23 protein-coding genes are annotated in these 18,030 nt (G+C 49.9%); 8 read left to right on the top strand and 15 right to left on the bottom strand.

The genetic code is table 11. The features are described 5' to 3' along the window. Positions 1 to 4: 4 nt before the first annotated feature. Both RMR21_RS15640 and RMR21_RS15635 read right to left on the bottom strand, forming a co-directional pair. Positions 5 to 2,245 (bottom strand): portal protein, encoded by a 2,241-nt coding sequence (locus RMR21_RS15640; protein ID WP_498670395.1) that lies wholly within the window; start codon positions 2,243 to 2,245, stop codon positions 5 to 7. An 80-nt stretch (positions 2,246 to 2,325) separates the two neighbouring features. Next, positions 2,326 to 3,738 (bottom strand): terminase large subunit domain-containing protein, encoded by a 1,413-nt coding sequence (locus tag RMR21_RS15635; protein ID WP_498670394.1) that lies wholly within the window; start codon positions 3,736 to 3,738, stop codon positions 2,326 to 2,328. 120 nt (positions 3,739 to 3,858) lie between these two features. Here RMR21_RS15635 and RMR21_RS15630 point away from each other — a divergent pair, with 120 nt between their 5' ends. Together RMR21_RS15630 and RMR21_RS15625 are read left to right on the top strand one after the other, a co-directional pair. Continuing rightward, positions 3,859 to 4,125: a hypothetical protein gene (locus RMR21_RS15630; RefSeq protein WP_498670393.1), complete on the top strand. Its 267-nt coding sequence runs from the start codon at positions 3,859 to 3,861 to the stop codon at positions 4,123 to 4,125. Continuing rightward, positions 4,125 to 4,523, top strand: a complete 399-nt coding sequence (locus RMR21_RS15625; protein WP_498670392.1) for a DUF5681 domain-containing protein — start codon at positions 4,125 to 4,127, stop codon at positions 4,521 to 4,523. Before RMR21_RS15630 ends, RMR21_RS15625 begins: the two co-directional genes overlap by 1 nt. 4 nt (positions 4,524 to 4,527) lie before the next feature. On the opposite strand, the gene RMR21_RS15620 is transcribed toward RMR21_RS15625, so the two are convergent. After that, the gene (locus RMR21_RS15620) at positions 4,528 to 5,181 is read right to left on the bottom strand and encodes a hypothetical protein (RefSeq protein WP_498670391.1); all 654 of its coding nucleotides are present in this window, start codon (positions 5,179 to 5,181) and stop codon (positions 4,528 to 4,530) included. 137 nt (positions 5,182 to 5,318) lie between these two features. Then, the gene (locus tag RMR21_RS15615) at positions 5,319 to 5,516 is read right to left on the bottom strand and encodes a hypothetical protein (RefSeq protein ID WP_498670390.1); all 198 of its coding nucleotides are present in this window, start codon (positions 5,514 to 5,516) and stop codon (positions 5,319 to 5,321) included. A gap of 169 nt (positions 5,517 to 5,685) precedes the next feature. Between RMR21_RS15615 and RMR21_RS15610 the strand changes: the two genes are divergently transcribed. Both RMR21_RS15610 and RMR21_RS15605 read left to right on the top strand, forming a co-directional pair. Continuing rightward, positions 5,686 to 6,072 carry a hypothetical protein gene (locus RMR21_RS15610; protein ID WP_498670389.1) on the top strand — a complete coding sequence of 129 codons (387 nt, stop codon included), beginning with the start codon at positions 5,686 to 5,688 and terminating at the stop codon, positions 6,070 to 6,072. 17 nt (positions 6,073 to 6,089) lie between these two features. Beyond that, positions 6,090 to 6,557: a hypothetical protein gene (locus RMR21_RS15605; protein ID WP_498670388.1), complete on the top strand. Its 468-nt coding sequence runs from the start codon at positions 6,090 to 6,092 to the stop codon at positions 6,555 to 6,557. 56 nt (positions 6,558 to 6,613) lie between these two features. Here RMR21_RS15605 and RMR21_RS15600 read toward each other — a convergent pair whose 3' ends face one another. After that, on the bottom strand, positions 6,614 to 7,006 hold the full coding sequence (locus tag RMR21_RS15600) for a hypothetical protein (RefSeq protein ID WP_498670387.1): 393 nt from the start codon (positions 7,004 to 7,006) through the stop codon (positions 6,614 to 6,616). A gap of 191 nt (positions 7,007 to 7,197) precedes the next feature. Between RMR21_RS15600 and RMR21_RS15595 the strand changes: the two genes are divergently transcribed. After that, positions 7,198 to 7,965 (top strand): hypothetical protein, encoded by a 768-nt coding sequence (locus RMR21_RS15595; RefSeq protein WP_498670386.1) that lies wholly within the window; start codon positions 7,198 to 7,200, stop codon positions 7,963 to 7,965. Positions 7,966 to 8,072: 107 nt separating this feature from the next. Here RMR21_RS15595 and RMR21_RS15590 read toward each other — a convergent pair whose 3' ends face one another. From RMR21_RS15590 to RMR21_RS15560, 7 genes are all read right to left on the bottom strand, one after another. Continuing rightward, positions 8,073 to 9,749, bottom strand: a complete 1,677-nt coding sequence (locus RMR21_RS15590; protein WP_498670385.1) for an ATP-dependent nuclease — start codon at positions 9,747 to 9,749, stop codon at positions 8,073 to 8,075. A gap of 85 nt (positions 9,750 to 9,834) precedes the next feature. After that, positions 9,835 to 10,554, bottom strand: a complete 720-nt coding sequence (locus RMR21_RS15585) for a recombinase family protein (protein WP_498670384.1) — start codon at positions 10,552 to 10,554, stop codon at positions 9,835 to 9,837. A 175-nt stretch (positions 10,555 to 10,729) separates the two neighbouring features. Then, positions 10,730 to 11,428, bottom strand: a complete 699-nt coding sequence (locus tag RMR21_RS15580) for a hypothetical protein (RefSeq protein WP_498670383.1) — start codon at positions 11,426 to 11,428, stop codon at positions 10,730 to 10,732. Continuing rightward, positions 11,425 to 12,171, bottom strand: a complete 747-nt coding sequence (locus RMR21_RS15575) for a hypothetical protein (RefSeq protein WP_498670382.1) — start codon at positions 12,169 to 12,171, stop codon at positions 11,425 to 11,427. The genes RMR21_RS15580 and RMR21_RS15575 overlap by 4 nt, the downstream gene beginning before the upstream one ends. A 57-nt stretch (positions 12,172 to 12,228) precedes the next feature. After that, complete coding sequence (locus RMR21_RS15570; RefSeq protein ID WP_498670381.1) at positions 12,229 to 12,549, bottom strand: hypothetical protein; 321 nt, start codon at positions 12,547 to 12,549, stop codon at positions 12,229 to 12,231. Beyond that, positions 12,549 to 12,845: a hypothetical protein gene (locus RMR21_RS15565; protein ID WP_498670380.1), complete on the bottom strand. Its 297-nt coding sequence runs from the start codon at positions 12,843 to 12,845 to the stop codon at positions 12,549 to 12,551. The genes RMR21_RS15570 and RMR21_RS15565 overlap by 1 nt, the downstream gene beginning before the upstream one ends. Positions 12,846 to 12,853: 8 nt before the next feature. Then, positions 12,854 to 13,180: a hypothetical protein gene (locus RMR21_RS15560; RefSeq protein WP_498670379.1), complete on the bottom strand. Its 327-nt coding sequence runs from the start codon at positions 13,178 to 13,180 to the stop codon at positions 12,854 to 12,856. Positions 13,181 to 13,287: 107 nt separating this feature from the next. Here RMR21_RS15560 and RMR21_RS15555 point away from each other — a divergent pair, with 107 nt between their 5' ends. Next, positions 13,288 to 14,055 carry a hypothetical protein gene (locus tag RMR21_RS15555; protein ID WP_498670378.1) on the top strand — a complete coding sequence of 256 codons (768 nt, stop codon included), beginning with the start codon at positions 13,288 to 13,290 and terminating at the stop codon, positions 14,053 to 14,055. Here RMR21_RS15555 and RMR21_RS15550 read toward each other — a convergent pair. The 3 genes from RMR21_RS15550 to RMR21_RS15540 all read right to left on the bottom strand — a co-directional run bounded on the left by RMR21_RS15550 (position 14,052) and on the right by RMR21_RS15540 (position 15,411). Continuing rightward, a complete protein-coding gene (locus RMR21_RS15550; protein ID WP_498670377.1) occupies positions 14,052 to 14,309 on the bottom strand; it encodes a hypothetical protein in 258 nt (85 codons plus the stop codon). The genes RMR21_RS15555 and RMR21_RS15550 overlap by 4 nt on opposite strands. A 350-nt stretch (positions 14,310 to 14,659) precedes the next feature. Beyond that, positions 14,660 to 14,974 (bottom strand): endodeoxyribonuclease, encoded by a 315-nt coding sequence (locus RMR21_RS15545; protein ID WP_498670376.1) that lies wholly within the window; start codon positions 14,972 to 14,974, stop codon positions 14,660 to 14,662. Beyond that, on the bottom strand, positions 14,971 to 15,411 hold the full coding sequence (locus RMR21_RS15540) for a lysozyme (protein ID WP_498671719.1): 441 nt from the start codon (positions 15,409 to 15,411) through the stop codon (positions 14,971 to 14,973). Before RMR21_RS15540 ends, RMR21_RS15545 begins: the two co-directional genes overlap by 4 nt. A 197-nt stretch (positions 15,412 to 15,608) precedes the next feature. On the opposite strand from RMR21_RS15540, the gene RMR21_RS15535 reads away from it, so the two are divergent. Both RMR21_RS15535 and RMR21_RS15530 read left to right on the top strand, forming a co-directional pair. Further along, complete coding sequence (locus RMR21_RS15535; protein WP_498670375.1) at positions 15,609 to 16,322, top strand: hypothetical protein; 714 nt, start codon at positions 15,609 to 15,611, stop codon at positions 16,320 to 16,322. 498 nt (positions 16,323 to 16,820) lie between these two features. Beyond that, positions 16,821 to 17,660: a hypothetical protein gene (locus tag RMR21_RS15530; RefSeq protein ID WP_498670374.1), complete on the top strand. Its 840-nt coding sequence runs from the start codon at positions 16,821 to 16,823 to the stop codon at positions 17,658 to 17,660. Positions 17,661 to 18,030 lie beyond the last annotated feature (370 nt).

Below are 18,030 nucleotides of genomic sequence, written 5' to 3'. Positions count from 1 at the left end.
CTCCTTAAAACTGTGGGGGCATCATAGGAGCCTGCGGAGGCATCATAGGCTGCTGTTGCATTGCCTGCTGTGCCGCTGCCTGTTCCTGTTGTGCTTGCTGCTGTTGAGCCGCTTTGATTTGCACCTGTGCGTCTTGCGCTGCGATGGCAAAATCAACATCACTGCGCTCGCGTGCCTGCTCCTGCCCAATCCGTGCGATATCGACCTGGGCCGAATATTTCGCCTCGATCTCAGCACGCTTGAGTTCCAAATCCTGTGCCATCTGGTCACGCTTCAGGTCGTTTTCGATGATGAGTTTGCGCATCTCAAATTCGTATTCGCGTTCTTTTGCCGCTTGATCCAGTTGCGCCTTGATACGCATTTCCTCGATCAACGCCGCATTTGGGTCCGGTGGTGGTGGAGCCGGCGGCTGCGGCGGCAATGTCGATGGATCAACGAAGAACGGCGTCGCGTTCTTCTCACCGCTGTTTTCAGCGATCTTGACTGCCGTGTGATACAACGTCTGCGGATTTGCCAAGCCCATCGGCATTAATTGCTGCTGTAGGGTGAGGATCATATTGAGGTTTGCGCCATTGCCGATTTTGTCGGTAACGCCGAACGCAACGTTCGCTGTTACGTCCATATCAGCATCCCACATATCGATCTGGATAGGCGTGTAATTGCCAGTGAGACGACGAATGTAAACTTCTGCGTCCTCTGGATTTTGCTGGAATAGGTCAACGATAATGCGGAATAGGTAGCGATAGCCTGTGTCCGCGAATTCGCGACAAATCTGCTCCACAAGCATTTGCTGGCTGCTAGCGCGTTGTGCATTTGCCGTTGCTGTCGTGTTCTGCAAGTCCGAAGCGTTGACCGAGGCCAAAGCGCCACCCACGCCCGTTGTGTAATCCAAGTCCTGCTTGAGACTGTCCAGCATGGGTTGTGCCTGCATTGCTGTGAATGGATGCTGCACCCACGAAATGCCCGCGCTTGGGTCTTCGCTGCGGATTGCTTTGCCCGCGTGAATGTTCAAGAGGTCATCGGCGCGAACAAGGTCGGGATTGTAGACGGTGATCGGATTGACCGATTTGTTTAGGTTGTCATGCTGCGCACGAGTGATCTGCGACACAAGGCGTTGAGTTGGACCAACGCGATCCACCATGCCCTGTCCAAACAGTGTGTTGGGAATTGGGAACGGGACGAACGCAGCGTATGGGTAGAACTTGCTGACTTCCTCATAGTGGAGCAGCACTGGCTTGTTTTCGAGATCACCACCAAGCACGAGGCGATAGTGACGACGCTTTTCGCCGGAAACGACCATCTTAGTGTAGACTTCGTAGACGATTACATCATCTTCGACTTCACCAACGCCATCGTCATAATCGGTTTCCTTGGAGCGCTGCAAAGCCATGCCATCGCTTTCGGCATCAGCCAGCGGGATCGATGCGACCTTTGCCTTGTCGAAACCCATCTCAAGCAATTCACTGCGGCTAAGCGTTCGCTTATGGCCTTGCAATTTCGCTTTGATGCCTCCGCTCTGTTGGTCGAACTGCGCATCCTTGGAAACGATGAAATCTTCTGGTGGAAGGTTCACAATGTTCATTTGACGAATTTCGCGAACACGACGAATTTTTATATCGCGAACCTTTGGCTGCATCTGTGCTGCAATCGCTGCCAGTTCTTCCGGCATTCCCGGCACTGCCTGCGCAGGAGCATCATATGCCTCACCGCGCTCTTCAATGACGATCTGTCCTGCTTCTTCCTGCGCCACGAGATCAACCAACTGCTGATCTGCCACGCCTTTAAGCACTTCCTCTTTCAGTTCCTCCCGCTCTTTGCGGAACTCGACCATTGTAATGCCAAGGCCGGTTAGAAAGCCATTCTTGACCCAAGGACTGAGCATTGCGACGTGGGAGTTTTTCGAGCGAACAACGAAGTTGCAAACGTCTGTCATCTGATCTGCGATGGGCTGGTCATTCGGCTCGTTAGGGCAGAAACTGACGACTTGGTTCTGACTATCGAAAACGCGGATCAACTGCGCTGTAGCCCAATCGGTTCGTTCCTGAACGTCTGCGCTGATCCACTTGCTTTTTCCATCTCCTGCCTTGTCGGTCTGGAACGGCTCGCGCATGTAAAGTTTAAGGGCTTCTTCCTGCTTGTTGGCGATGTTTGTTACTGAAACACCAACCGCCTCTCTGACTGCCAATGCGATGCTGCGAGTGATCGCGTCTTCATCGATCTTCTTCGTCTTGGTGATTTTCGCCATTGGGCCTTTCGCAGCGGTTTTATCCGCCGTTCTTATTTTTATTGATTGTCCGGTATTTATTACGGGTCGCTGTATTGGCCTCACTCGTAGTGTCTGAGGTCCACGTCTGGCTTCCACTCGTATTTGCTGGCGTATCTGGTCGGGCTGATTGCAAAGGTCAGACACAGCGCGTCTGCGTGGTCAGGAGAAGCGCCCTTTGAACGCTTCTTCATGTCTGACTTCTTCTCGACTTTGATCTTGCCGCTGTCGCTCTCGTAAGTTGGCAGAAGCAATTCCATAACGAGGTCTTCGTTATTCGGAATGCAGACGTTTTCGGTTGCGAACCACTCCTTGCACTCCCACCATAACTGGTCGCGTAATCGGCTGTAGAAGTCAGGGCGGCGCGTTGGACTGGATGAGACAATGACCTTCTTTGCCGGAAGGCCCATGTATTGGAGATCACCCCAAACGCCATTGCCGATACCGATGGCATCCACGCAGACTGCGATAGGTCGCTGCGCTTTTGGCGTTGCCTGATAGAGATCACGGACCTTGAATGCTAACTGCTTGGTTTCAAGTCCGCGCCATGAGTGAACGTCCAGCACCTTGTTGTCGTGACGGATCACCAACACGCTGCGGTCGCCACCTTCAGCGGGATCAAGCCCCCATATGATTGGTAGGCGCTCTGAGGGCTTTGCGTCCTCATTCTCAATGGCCTGTTCAACGAGGTTGCGAGGGATCAGACCGTCAGTATCGCTGAGTGGGAACTCGCCATGGACGTAAATGCGGTAGTCACGCGAGAACTTGCCGCCGTACTCGATTTCTTTCGCATACAGGTCTTCTTCTGTGACATGCGGTGAATCGGTCATTTTGCCGTGCACCTTCGTCCACAACGGGGCGAGATGACCGTTCCACGTATCCCAAAAGTAGCCGCTAGCCGATGAAGGGTTTGAGATGAGGCAATACTTGCCGTTTGGGTCGGACAGGACGTTACTGAGAACGGTCAAGACCTCGTCTGGAACGCCCGTTGCCTCGTCCACGAAAACGAAGTTGTTCGTCTTGTGAATACCGCGTGCGGCTGAGATGTTGTCCTTGTTGGCAAGGCGAAATTCAGCAAAGCAATCAGCACCGTCTTTGACGCGTTGAATGCGGGTTGCTGTTACGTCCCAATTGTCCTTCCAGATTGCACGCATCTTGCCGTGAAGGCTTTGCAGTTCATTCCAGATACCGCCCTTCAACTGATCTTGGTTTGGACCGAAGATGGTTATTTGAACGTCGTTGTGAGTGAATAACGCCCACCACACGAGAATCGCGAGAGATCGGGTTTTACCGAAGCCAACGCCACCCTTGAATGTAATGCGCTTGTTATTGCGGAATGCGTTGCAGAACTCGATCTGCTTGGGGCGTAGTGCGTTTTCCTCGCCCCATATGGCGATTGCAAAGAGTTCTATGTCATTTTGGAACGAAATCAGCAGTTCTTCTAACTGCTTCTTCTCCTCGTCATTGAGGTTCATATTTTGTCTACCGGCTGTTTAAGTCCGGCTATTTATTTTCACCTCACGTTTTGGACGCTCAAACAGAAAACTCGGCTCTTTTGCTTGCTCCGGCTAAATACTGGCAGCAGGAGCACACCTATGAAAATTCAATATGAAATCGCAGAAGGCCATAAGCGCGGAGAGAACGGGCTTAACGAGTACTTGAAAACAAACCCCGGCATTTCAGCCAAAGACGCGACTACTCAATGGATTGAGAAGCGTTTCGGGGCGTGGATCACCACGATAATCAGTGGAGATTACAAGTTCCAACAGACCAGTTCGAAATCGTTCATCGTGGACTTCACTTACGAAGACGATGGCCGGAAGTTTCTCGCCATGCTGGGCGGTCATGAGATGGAGGCATAATGGCTGAACGTAAACTAAGCGAAGCCCAAAAAGCAGCCCTACAACGCAATCGATTTAAGCCGGGGCAAAGTGGTAATCCAAAGGGTCGCCCACCGTTGCCGGATGAGATCAAAGAAGCGCTACAGGCTAGAACGCTGGAAGCAGTCGCGGTCGCCTACGACTTGATGATGAACAGCACAAACGAAATGGTCCGCTTAAAAGCCACAGATATGTTTCTGGCTCCGTTCGTTAGCAAAGCAGCGCAGAAACTCGACGTTGACGTGCAGGTGACACATATGGCCGACATTCTCGCTGATGCGGCCCGCGCACGCAAAACCTTGCAGGCGAATGTTATTGAGGCTGTCGCTGTCGAACCGATCAAACTCTGCGAGAGCCCAAGCAACGATTTTGATACGTAGTGATTTAATTGAGCGTCTGATTTCGCGAGATTTGGGTGATTTGGTTCATTGGATAATAGATGAACTCACCTCCTGAAGCGATCAAAACGCCTGTCGACGTTGAGCGCAGAATCTTTGTATTCACATAGTTCTTGTCTCCAGCGACAATATGTGACCTCCCTGGGAAATCCATCGTGTGCTTGAATTCACGTGACTGATCCATGTACCCCTTCATCATAAAGGGTAAGGTTAGCGCGGCCATCAACACCACACTCAGGTTCAGGTTTTTGCCTTCGAGGATAATTAGGGCGAAGATTAGGGTAGTCACCACGTAAATCATTAAATCTGACAACTCGCTGGTAAACCATTTGTCCGATACCTCACCGAGGACAAAGAGACCCAGTATTATCAAGACGATATAAACGGTCCGAATATGTTCCTGACGGAAAGAGCGGGACACCAGTGCTAGGCCATTTGCGAAGCAGAACGCAAACGTTGGTAGAATAATCACACGAACAGCGGCCAGTGCCATTTCGTACAGGTTTGGCGGAACAACAAGAACCGCAAGTTCCCATCCTACTAGAACCCCCAGCGCACCTGTGCTGCCAACAGTGTAAGCGGATAATATGGCAACGAAGCCCGCAATAAAAATCGTCAAATCTTGCACTGTAATTTTCATACTGTCCGCCTCACTTTTACCTCCCGTCCTCTATCAAATATGATGCCAAGAATGACAGCATCTTTGTAGTCAGTTAGGGATCGGGCCTGTGGATTGCTTTGATAGCCGTTGCCTGCGTTCTTATTTTGTTCTAGCGTTCAATCATGCCAGATAAGAGCCTTGGATATGCCGCTGAGAAACGCATGGTTGTCGTAGGACGCTGCAAGCATTGCAAGCGAGAAGCCAAGGCTTTTGCCAGTGATCTTGCGGGCGTCTATGGCCGACAGCGTGACTACCGGACGATACGGTTCAGATGCACCGAGTGCGATCCCGGCGCGTGCGAGATTTATCTGCAACCCGATGGCTTTGACCGAGTACCTGAGCGGATCGTGTGGCGGCCAGTGAAGGTCAAAGATCGCCAGTAGAGAAAATCATAAAGCGCCAACAGTTTCGCGCCGTCTAGTTGGCAACTATCATAAAGTTTGATACTTTATCGTCATCTGAACAGCGGAGCGCACGACGACCATGTTTGATCCTACAAAATTTCAATCCACACCTAACGGCCCACTAAACGCTGAGACGCTCCAACGTCTTGCGAAGATAAAAGATACGACAGGAATGTCATATCAAGCACTTGGAGAAAAACTCAAAATCAGCGGAACGTTTCTTCATAACCTCATGAAAAAGAACGCAAATGTTGGGACTCAACATGTGGAGCGTATCGTCGCCGCGATATCCGATTTGGAAAGCCCTAGCAGTTCTGTCCAAGCCATTTCTGAAAACACTGATAACCTTCGCCATAGTTTCCATCTTCGCCCTGGCGTGCAAGTCCAGTTCGAATTGCCAGCGGACCTGACCGCAAGGGAAGCCGAACGCTTATCCCAGTTTCTCCAGTCACTTCCAGTAGCGTAACGCAGAGGATGAAAGCCATGAATAGTGAAGCAGTAGCACGCGCTCTAACAATGATCGAAACGTCGACAGACCCTGAGAGACTTCGCAGTATTGGCGTCAACGCCCGCAAACTAGGGGAATTCGACGTCGCCCGAAGAGCAGACCTGAAACTTTATCAGGTCCTTCCGAAGGAAGCGCCGGGAACTCTCGAGTACGATGTCTGGAAAAGCATCCATGCGTTGGAGGGGACACTCACTCAAGAGAGAGAAAAAACCACGCGACTTAGCCGCACCCGGCAAAAAATCACTGCTGTCGGTGAACTGGAGACAATCAAAGCGCTGGTGATGAAACCTAAACCGTCAGAGGGATTCCACATGTTGATAGAGCGTGAGATGTCTGAACTGACTTTCGAGGCTGTCGTGTTGCGTCATCCCGAGCAATTTGACGAGATCGTTTTGTCTGCTGCTAAAGTGCGGCTCATAGATGCTGGTATTTTGATCGTTTGATAGAAAGCCCCGACATTGCTGCCGAGGCCACTCCACTTGCGCAAGAGGAGTTTCAGTTACTTTGCCTTCGCGGCCTTGCCCTTTGCACGACCAACCTTCAACCGCTCACTGCGCTCCAGAGAATGCAGTGCGATGGTGTCTTGCAGTTTCTTATCCGCCTCGATTGCTTCCTTAGCAGCGTTGAGGATTGTAACCACGCCATCGAGGTCATTTGCACGGAATAGTTTGCTCCCTGCGATTTCGAAAGCGTTGCGACCGATACGCACCACATATTCTGCGCCTTGCTTGCGGAACCATAGCGACCTCGAGTTGATCGCTTTGCCTTCCTTGACCTGACCAGCGTAATCGATCTGTGTCTTCAACTTACCAAAGAAGATATCGACGGGGTTCTGACCAGCGATGTGACCAGTTGTTGCTGCTGCTTTAAGTGTGTCGAGTGCGTTTGCCATTGTTTAGTTCCTTCGATTCAAGCAGTGCGCTATTGCTCTGCTGCTCTCTTCCTGTTTCCAGTAGGATCAAAGGGCGAGCGAAGACTGCTCAGGTCAGAAAATCTTTAAACGATGAGTAAACGCCGAAGTGCGATTGACAATAACCGACGTCACGGATTTTTTATTACAAGTCACAATCCACGGAAGAAAAAATGCCATCAATGCTCAGTGATTACTTTACGCTTGACTACATTGGTCTGACACTTGGGGTGCTTTCCGGGCTGTTTTCAATCTACACCTATGTCCGTACGCGAGAGCGACGCAACATGAGTTACAAAATAACAGACGAAACTATCGTCGGAGGCCACAGTCCAGTTATGCTCGATAACAGGGTTGAAATTCGCTTCGACGATATGGTGATCGACCGAGTTACGAGAACCACCTTATGGATTTGGAACAGCGGTAACAGGACAATCAACTCGTCTGACATCGCTTTAAATGACCGGATCAGCATCGCGCTCCCAGAAGGAACTCAAATCCTCCAACTCACCACAATGTCCAAGGTGTCAGCAAACGCGGTTCGAGTGGACTTATTGACATCTAGTGGCGTGTTCCCGACATTCGATTTCCTTGATCCAAACCAAGGGTTTAAATGTGAAATACTGCACACCGCTGCGGAGAACACGGTTAGCCTTAATGGGACGCTGAAGGGCATAGGTAAGATGAAAAGCGACCGGAGTGGATTCTTTGATACCCTTCTCTCCGCCATTCCCAATACGTTTATGAGTTTGGTTACGATGATCGTCATTATTGGCGTGTCGGAATTCATCACGTCGCCAATTCCCGACAGTAACGAAGCGATTAGGTCGCTTGTTTTCATCGGGTTAATTATCATCATGGCGGGTGTTTTTTTCGCGTTTTTTGATCGCTTTCAGACTAAAAGATGGAGGTCCAAACCTCCATATTCATTAAACGAATAGTCCGCCGTTGGACGCTACTAAATCAACCACGCCAGTCGACGGCATTTCGATGATATCTGTTGATAATTAAGGCAACGGAAGATTTTCGACGCGAGTAGCCTCTACTTCTAGAGTTCTGCCGGGTCGACGTATGTCATGCCTGTTCTTTCGGAATCCCGAATCCAAATGTCGACGAGCCGTAGTTGTCGCCAAACATCATCTCCACTTGGTCTCACAAAATTTTCGTCAGACGGATCAGAACCCAGACGCTCGAACATAGCACCGAGCCACAACTCTTTACGCACCTTGATTCCAAGGTGAGGTAGCCAATGCTCAAGTTCGCCATTTCTCACAGTAAAAAGCCCATAGGTCGCCATCTGGTCGAAGAAGATATTCGCGGTTGCCAAATCATCGCCGTGTAGCAGGCTAACTCCACCGGTTGCTTTATAGTTCTCATCCACTGCCACTAGCGATGCTCTCACTCTGCGACGGGTCTCGAGTAGTCCAGGACGTAAACCAGCAGGCACACCAGCCGCTGCGAAATATCGATTAGCGACCTTGCCATCCTCTTTTATCCAGTCGATATCGAGTATCATTGCAGCCGGAATGCCAACATTGCGAAGCACGCGAGCGATGTGAGCACCCTCTTGTTTATTGTGCGCGTTGAGGAAAGAGGCGTGCTTCACTCCGCCGGTTCCATAGAGAGTTAATCTACTGTTGATCTCATCATAGAATGCTCGGTCACTGTCTGCTTCAACAACTACTGCACTTTCGAAGAAAAGCGCACCCATGACGCCAATTGACTTCAGCAAGGGATCATACATCATCTTTTTGACTTCCTCGGAAGGCAGAAGTCTAGCGGTTGCTTTTGTCGATTTATAAGTTAGCCGAACGATATCAACGGGAAGCCCCGCAGATATGCATCCCATCAAGAAATGGGGACTATGGGTCGAGACGAACATTTGCTTGTCGTCAGAAAGATTTCGAGTGATTTCCCGGCCCAGAAGATAAGCAAGCGCAGGATGTAAGAACGCCTCGGGCTCGTCCATTGTCAGGATATCATGACGACCTGCCATCACCTCTGTCATAATCCCGATAAATGCTTTCGTTCCATCAGAGGCAGAGGCCACAGGCGAACATCGCGCAAAAAAATCCAGCGAAGACTCGTTGAACGACTGACTGATTTCATCTGGCGGATATTCGTCAGTGAAGACGTATGAGAACGTGCCCATTACAGTCGGATCGACAACTAGGTGCTGGCCAAATGCCTCGTTGACAATGTCAGAAATCCTGCGACGCAATTCGTTGTCTTTGAAAATTGTAGCAATTGTCGATTGAGGCTCTTCTCTCAATGATTGCGCCCCACCTCCGTGCACCATACCCAGTCGGTTCTCGCCCCCTAGATTGAGAACAAAATGCTTCAACACCAACGCGTATACGTAGTCGGAGGGTCTCCCATTTGGGCCCCTCGAAAAACGACTTCTAAGGTAATCGAGGTTTACCTCCTGCCGACTGCCCCGGTATCCAAACAATACGTGGCCGGCATTTGTTACTGGCATGTCCCTGAAAACAAAGGGGCTGATCAATCCTTCGATGTCGCTAAGTTCAGGTATCGAGTGTGAAATCTCGGAAAAAATCACATTCTGGTCTAGTCCCGTAGAAATGCTTCCGTATATCTCTCGCAGGGAAGCGCTTTTCCCACCATTATTAGGGCCGACAAACACAGTAACCCTTTTTGGAGTGATCGTTAGAGGCGGCTCACCAGTTGAGGACCCGGCCTTGAAAGTCATTCTGTCGATATACAATTAACTTCCCCATAAACGACTTCGTATCAAAATTGGTGTAGCATCTAATAGAGAATTTAAAGAGCCCATAGGGGGTGGTGCATGGTTATCCCTTCCCTATTCTTCGCAGTAGCCTTACAACCTGACCAGTTCCCCATGCGGCACCACGTGGCGTCCGTATAGCGGCTTCATTAAGCGCCTTAGCGATTGCTGCTGGTGTGGTTATGCCGCTGTCTATGATCGCCTGTACGTCTGCACGAATACCCTGTGCAAAGTCCTCTGCTTTGTCCTGTTTGGACTGATGAGCGCCACCTAGTTTAACGCCTTTCTCTTTGGCCTTTGCCAACGCTGCTATTGTCCGTTCCGATATGAACCTGCGTTCTTTGTGAGCCAGCACCGCATACATATGCAGCATGAATTCATCCGCGTTGGGGATATCAGCGGCGCGGAATGGGACAACCCGCTTCATAAACCCCGCGATGAACTCCACATCACGAGATAAGCGGTCAAGTTTAGCCACCAATAGAACGGCGTTGTTCTGTTTCGCATAAGCAATGGCATTGGTAAGTTCTGGACGGTCATCGTGCTTGCCGCTCTCGACCTCAACGAACTCTGCGATTGGATGATAACCCGCGCAAGCAGTGCGTTGCGCTTCAAGTCCTAGACCCGACTGCCCTTGTTTTTGTGTGGAGACGCGGAGATAAGCGACAAACTGCTGCGGTTGTACTGGTTGCATTGTAGCCTCTGACATTGGTTGCACGTCGAATGTCTGCTGCCGAAAAAACAAAAGGGCAAAGCCAAAGATAGGCTTGCCCTCTGATGCCAAAGGCTAACAATAGCCAACCCTACGGATTTACCACGGCTCTTTGAGCAGGCTGGGCGATGTGGTTGTTCATATGTGAAGTCTATGTCTGTCTACGAAAGTTTGTGGCAGTCTGTGAAAATCGTAGACTGTCCTTATGTGCTACCTGTCTTCCTCAAGACGCGTTGATTTATCGCTGTTACGTTGTCGTGATGATAGTTGGTGGCAACATTAGAAAGCCTTCAAGTTTGCTTCGCAGATTCGGAGGCTGCAACTCGGCCTCAATCTCCCCCATGATCTTTTCCTGCTCATCCAGCATCTTCGTGTAGGAATCTTCTTCCGTTGCTGACCATCCCCGAATTTGCTTTTTCTTCGAAAGCCGTCCAACTCGAAATTCTAACGCCATTGCTGCATGAGACTTGGTTGAAAGGTCATTTAGCCAGTCCAGCAAGTCGCCATCGAAAATCCATCGGGCATGTTCGACGGCATCCAAAAACATAAATCTTGTTTCTGGTTCCATTGAACCCGCTTGCACTATGGCATCAGCGATCTTGTTCAACTTGCTGACCAACTCGACACGGCGATCAAACATCATCACTTTGTAATTGGCATTTGCTATCTGCGCATTCAGGTCATTCTGCGCCTTCATGTCCTTGATGGTCTGCTTCGCCTGCGCAGTTTGTTGAGCAAATGACGCGATAACCACCAACAGTGTGACCAGTGCCATAAAGCCCGCCAGTCCGTCACCTATTAGGTTCAAACCGGTTCGCTCTACATAGTTCTTCAAATCTGTTGGTTCGACTGGAACGCCATACACGTGGAACGAATAGACCATCCAAAGCGCAGCACAAGCCAGCATGATGCTGGACAACAAAATGGTGATCCGAATTACAGTCATGTGTCTTTGTACAAAGCCTTAGCGATGCTCTCTGGAAGTTCCAAGTATGGATGAAAGTGTTTTCGCAGGTTTTCAGGCGTTAGTTCAGCCTTTAAAGACTCTTCGATTTGACGCTTTTTATCAAGAACCTTCCTCCACTCCTTCGTTTGTTCACTATCCAAAGGTGTTCCTCCTTTTTCTTGCTTGAGTCGCGCTTCTTTCTCGTCTTCAATCGCAAGCCCTACGGCCTTATTGCCCATATTATCCACATATCCAAAGACGTCTTTGTTGAAAAGAAACTTCGCGTCCTCGATGGCGGATAGTATCTCCACCCGTATGGCAGGCGTAATTTTATTAGTCTTCAAAGAATCGAAGAAACACTCTTTCAACTTAAGATAAACAGCCAAACGTTTCTCATGGAGGGCCAATTTGTAGTTAGCGTCTGCAATCTGCGCATTCAGATCATTTTGGGCTTTCATGTCTTTTACGGTCTGTTTTGCAGCCTCCATCTGAAACGCAAGCGATGCAATAACAACCAACAGTGTGACCAAAGCCATTATACCAGCCAAGGAGTCTCCAAGCAGGTTTAATCCATAGTTCTCTAAGAAAATCTTGAATGGTGTTGGGTCGGTTGGTACACCCATTACCCTATAGAGATAGATTAGTCCGATGGAAGCGGCAGCAATACCCACGCATACGCCGGCGATTACGTTTAAAATTACTTTCATTTCTGTTCTCAATGTTTGCGGTATAAACATGGTCACTCAGGAATTTCCGCTTGGCAACCCCAATAATGCTTGTCATCGAGAATTATTTTTCGTCTAGGTGTGCGCGAGTTTAAACACCATGGCATCCGCTTTTGTCTGGAATTCTACTTCCGCATAGGAGTGCTCGCCAAGCCAATGCGCCTTGACCACCCGACTGTAGGTGGCATCGTACCCATTGAGGTCGCAGATAATTGCGCGGGCATGAGCCGCCACTAAAAACTCGTAAAGCAGATCGAATTGAACATCGTGTTCAAACTCGCCCAAAGTGATCATGTCCGCGATTGGTGCACCGCTAGTGAAGCCCGCTTGTATGACTGCCCACGCATCTTTGATAATCTTGTTGTAGTCGACCGGAATATTGATCGTGTAGGGCATCACTCGCCTCCATGGGCGAGTTTGAACACGATGGCGGCTTTCTCGTTAGCGAAATACAATTCGACGTCTATCAAATCGTCATCGATGCTATGAAATTCCACTCTGATGATCGCAGGTGGCTCGATCTGGTATTCTTCTGCTTCGAACCGCTCTTTCAAGGTTTCTCGCATCTGAACTACCACAAGATCCAGCAACTCGTGCGGGTCTATCGGCAGCAAAGATTTCGTTCTGACAACAGCGATTTTCGCGTGGTAATATTCGATACCTAGCGGGATTTGAATGGTGACTTTGTTCATCACTCACCTCAACGAGTTTGGCTGAGGATTGTCGTCAGCACGTCCTCACCGTTGAAGTAGGCGCGGATTACAGCCATCTCGTCGTGGGTGACGTTCTGCTCGTTTGCGGATACTAATCTAACGAATTGCGGCGGTATTAACGCAAGCGCCGCAATCTTCGTTGCGACGGACGTAGTCTGCGTCGTCATGGCTATTTGGGTCATTGCCAGTTTCGCTGCCGATAATGCCGCGTTTGCAGCCTCTCGCTCTTCCTCTCGCTGGTCTTCACGTTCGATCATCTTCTTCGCCAGTCGCACCATGTATTCGGCAAAGACTTCGTCGTTTCTGTTACTCATTTTGTTACCTCACTTATTGTTGTGTAAGGTATTTATCTATCTATTGATTCGATGCGCCCAAACGCTGGTTTCCTTTAAATACTCTACGCATTGCATTTGGGATCATTATGGACTTTACAGCATTATCGACGGCGTTCTCGTCGTTTATCGACACTCTTACGCGCCGACCACTTCACACTGTATTCGGCACATTAATCCTCTCACTGGTCGCTGCGATTGGCACGCTCATATACGTGGGTTTTACTGATCCACCTCGTGCCTTTGAGATTGCCGAGAAGGTTGCCGTGTATGTGGTCCCTGCCCAGCAAACACTGATCGAGCCAATCCCTGTTCCTATTCCACCGGAAGAAGAAGCAAAGCGATTGCAAGAGAGCATTCCACGTGATGCACTGACATGCGCGGCTGTGGATGAGATTGGCGAAGAGTTCGATGCAGAGCGTGCAACGTTCTGGACATTCTCGAATGGCTCATATGGCCTCGGTGGTGTGCCATTCAACTACGCGAATGTGCATTGCCCATTCGTCCGTGAAGGCATCGCTTACATTCCCGAAGAGTTCCAGAAGATACCAAACTCGATTGCTGCGGAAACTAATAACGTGTTGTTTCCCTCGCCGGGTGTCACCGAGTGTGGTCACTGGACTAGAGCAGGCATTCAAAGCGCCTACATACGTGCAAGCATGAAGAACCTTGGCACTGTTGAAATGCTCCAATGCGGCGTCCGCGATGGCCGCGGTATTCCGATTGGAAAGATCACAGTTTCTTGGCGTGATCTTGATACCGCTCGTGATCTACCCGCGCTTATCGAGAAACTTCGTGCCACAGCAGAGGCCATTGGCCGCTACAATACGCCAACAGTTCCGCTGGAAGACCTTTAAGCGGCTTCGTCCTCTCTGGATGGCCTCACAAGATCAACGGACTTCTTTAGTTTAATCGCAGGCGGCGCTTCAAGCGTCATTCCGAGCGTTTTGAACCTTTGAAGGCCGCAATGTTTCATTACCCAGCCAGCAGCAAGGAGATGGAGGATGCGAAGTACGGCAACGACGATGATGAATACGATTGTTTCGGACAGGTTCACGAAATCGATCATCTTCAATGCAGCCGCAATCGCCTTATCGAACAAATTGTCCATGAGGCTCTCACGTTTGAATTGAAGATGTCGTCCCGCTTCTCGGTTTTCGTACGGTGTACTGGCACCTACAAGTCTCTACGTGACTTTTTGCAAAACCGTGTCGGAGCACCACATTCGCCCGACAAGAAACTCAACAACATCTGGCTTACTTTAACCCAACCGGAAATCGTTGCCAGCACTTCGATTTCCAAAACAACTGCCAACGCAGCATGGGGATGACTGGGCGTGATTTTAGTACGCACACCCTTCGTCTTCTTTATACAAATACGGTTGCCTGCCGACAATACCTGTCAATGAGTTTTGATGCGTTATCTGTGGAAAAGCGATTATCGAAAATTCTTGTATGCCAATCAAGCCTGCTGCCACTTGATGCCATTGGCATCGCACCAGCCCGCATATGTGGTCTTACTGGTCTTGGAGATCGTGCGCTGTGCGTTCTGAAACACGATGGTCACTTCGTAATCCGGGTGCTGCGCCTTTATGGCCTTGTGCTTGGCTCGATCCTCGGCAGTGAATAGCCCCTTGGCCTCCACGATCTTCTTACCCGCTGTATCAATGAAGTCAGGCAGGTACTTACGCTGGACCGTGTAGGAGAGCCGTAGCGTTTCATATTCGTATTCAGGGCCGAGCGTCTTTGCGACCTTTTCTTCAAAGCGGTTCCTCATGGCGTGCCGAACAACTTTGCTTCGGCAGCACGACGACGAGTAAGACCGGCAAGCACTTTGCCACCGGCTTTGTCCCACTTCGCAAACTCCAACTGCGCGGCTTTGAAATCACCAGCGTTGACCTTCTTCAGCAGTGTGGATGAACCGAAGTTTCCTTCGCCCAGGTTGTAGGTGAAACTGACCAGTGCGCCGCGCTGATTATCGGTCAATGTGACCTTCACCAATTTGTCCACGGCCTTCTCGAAACGAGCCACGTCTTCAAGCAGCAAGCGGGTTGCCTCTGCCTCAGTAATTGTCTTCCGACCCACATCGGCGCGTTTCAGCCCCTTTGTGGTGCCGTATCCGATGGTTGGCACGTTTGCGGGGCAAAGATATGCAGTGAGTTCGCAGCCTTCAAACTGCCTGATTAAATCGATGGATGCTTTGTTTATTGCCATCCCATATTTACTGGATGGCGAACGTACGCACTGGCTCCACGTGATGCTCAGGCACACCTTTGCTGGCCTCGGCCAGCAAACCTGTGACTTGTTGAGGATTCAGCGCGTGAGTTAAGGATCAGTTAACAGGTTTCGACCGAAGCGGTGATATAGTAGCGACATTGAATCGAAGAAGATTAGAAGGTTGATGCCCCACCATGAAGGCTTGGATTTCGACGTTGAACTCGATTTTTGTCGGTGTGGTCGTCACGGTCGTCGGTGGCTATCTACTAACTGTCGGTTCTAACGAAAAAGAAACCGTGCCGAAGAAGCCAGAACTTTCTCTATTGTCTCAGCAGATACGGGTTCCAGCGCAACCAATTCCTTATGATGTCCGGTCCCGCGCTATTGAAGAGGCAAAAGACCCCGACCTCGAACGAGCATTAAGTAACGCTTCATCGGGTTTTATCATCACGCAATTTAATGTCGTGAATGAGTCTGACGTGGTCCTCCGCGACGTCGAGGTTACTATCCGTGGTGCAGACCAAATCTATCAATCGGCCCCTAGCAAGAGCACCAAAATCGACAAGCCCACCATGACGTTTAACATTCCGCCCGGCGAGATGGTGCGACTGATCGCTATGCATGGTTACTCTGAGGCTACCGCCTTCGCGACATACGGTGAGAGTTACTTCAAATCGGAGGACATTGCCGATCACGCTGAAAAGAAAGGTGCCTCTGTCGCCACGAGATACATTGAGGACCGATACTGGCTGCTAGATGAAACCATCGTGACCGGACTTGCCTTCATTTTCTTGCCCCTATTTGCTTTCGTTGCCATGATATTAGTGTTTTCAAGACGTAGCCCGACTGGCCAAGCCACGACCTCTGCTATTGACGGGACACAAGAAGAAAACAAGGCGAATCCGTAGGCTCCAACGCATGTACGCGGCTTATCATAAGAAAAGCCCGCTCTTTCGAAAGGGCTTACGGAGTGAACTATGTGAACGAAGCTGCGCTTTCTTCACTTTAAGTGAAGTATTTGTTATTTAGAATTTTAACTAATGCTTTCATCAAGATTTTAATTATTCATCTTTCACTCGCAGGTGAAGCATAAAATTACTTATTACTGCGTTTTATTGTTGACTATCGGGAAGTCCATGTTAGAACGCCCATGTCTGGCTGAGAAATCGACCGACTGTTCTTTGAAAATTGACATTCGCGCTAGCATTCCACCGTCTGGGGTACGCCGTTCAAATCGGCACGAACTCAACGATATCGTTGAGATGCATCGGAGACGGGTTCGGCTGACATTCGTCATTCGAAGCGTGCGCTAACCTTGGGGCCATTCAAACGACCTGCTCAACGAGCGCGTCGGCTTCCAAGGGGCCACTGGCATGGTGCCGGTGGAAAGCGGAAGGAACGCGCAAATGTCTATTGAAAAGAACACCTCCACCACTCTCCCTGCTGCATCGATCGACGCGAAGTCGCTTATGCGGAAGGTAAAAGAAACCATCACTGCGATGAACGTCGCTGAGAGCCGAAGCCGAAAGGCTATGGCTGTCATGGTGGCGTCTTTTGTCGAAATGGGAGAGGCCTACGTCAATGTCTCCGATGTAAAGTCGAAGATTGATGCTGAATGCGTTGCGCATGGCATCACGCCAGTAAATCTGCATGATCCAGAAGTGATGGCGAAAAACCCGAACATTTTCCTTCCAATGATGAGCATCGTTGATGGAAATTGGAAGCCGGTTTTGCACCCCGTAACGGGTAAGCCGGTGAAGAACAAAGATGGCAAACCAAAACAGAAGTGGTCGCGCAATCGATCCTTCGAAAAGTATGCCAGTGTCATTCGGTTTTTTCTCCACAACAAGATCAGCCACGAAAAGGTCGTTGAAATCTTGATTGGTGATGACGTCATCGAGATAGAAGGTTCGGAAGACGGTGTAAGGCCACGCATCAGCGACATCGTTGCTGCTGATACGGTTCAACAAAAAGGCGCTCGTCGCAACACGAACGTTTGGACCGACGAAGCGAAGACTGCTGCGGCTCTCTTTGGGCCGGTCGCAAAACTTCCGGTCACCGATGACATTCTAAAGTCGGTGAAACTGAGTGACGGCTACGCTGCTGTCATCGTCCACGTTGAAGAAGGCGAACTTACGATCCTCTTTGATAGCGGATTGGAAGGTGATGCGCTTTTTCGTGTGATCAACAAGCAGGTGGCCAATTTGAACGAGGCAACAAAGGCTTCAAGCAAAGAGGCTGCATGATGCGGTTCGGTCGGAGGAAACGAAAGGGGGCGGTTAATCCCGCCCCTTCTTCTCCTGTGTTTGTTAGCCCTTTCAATGCGAGCATTCAGGAGAAACTACGGTCAAACACACTTCATGGACTTCGTGACCGACTATGTCTGGGAAAACCGGTTAGGGTTGATGAGTTTAAGCACGTTTTCAACGAAGACTAACTTGAAGCGATTGCAAAACTCTATGGTCGGTTGCTGAGCGACTATATCGGGTTGACGAAACCAGCAGATGTTTGTCCAGAGCATTTACGGAACAACGTTTATAGTAGTTGCTACGTGATGACCAATCTCAATCGGCTTATCCGAGAATGCCCGAGCAAGCGGGGATCTGACGGAGAATA

It is taken from the genome of Agrobacterium sp. rho-8.1, assembly GCF_033957725.1.
Classification (GTDB): domain Bacteria; phylum Pseudomonadota; class Alphaproteobacteria; order Rhizobiales; family Rhizobiaceae; genus Agrobacterium.
This window is presented reverse-complemented; position numbering and strand designations above follow the sequence as displayed.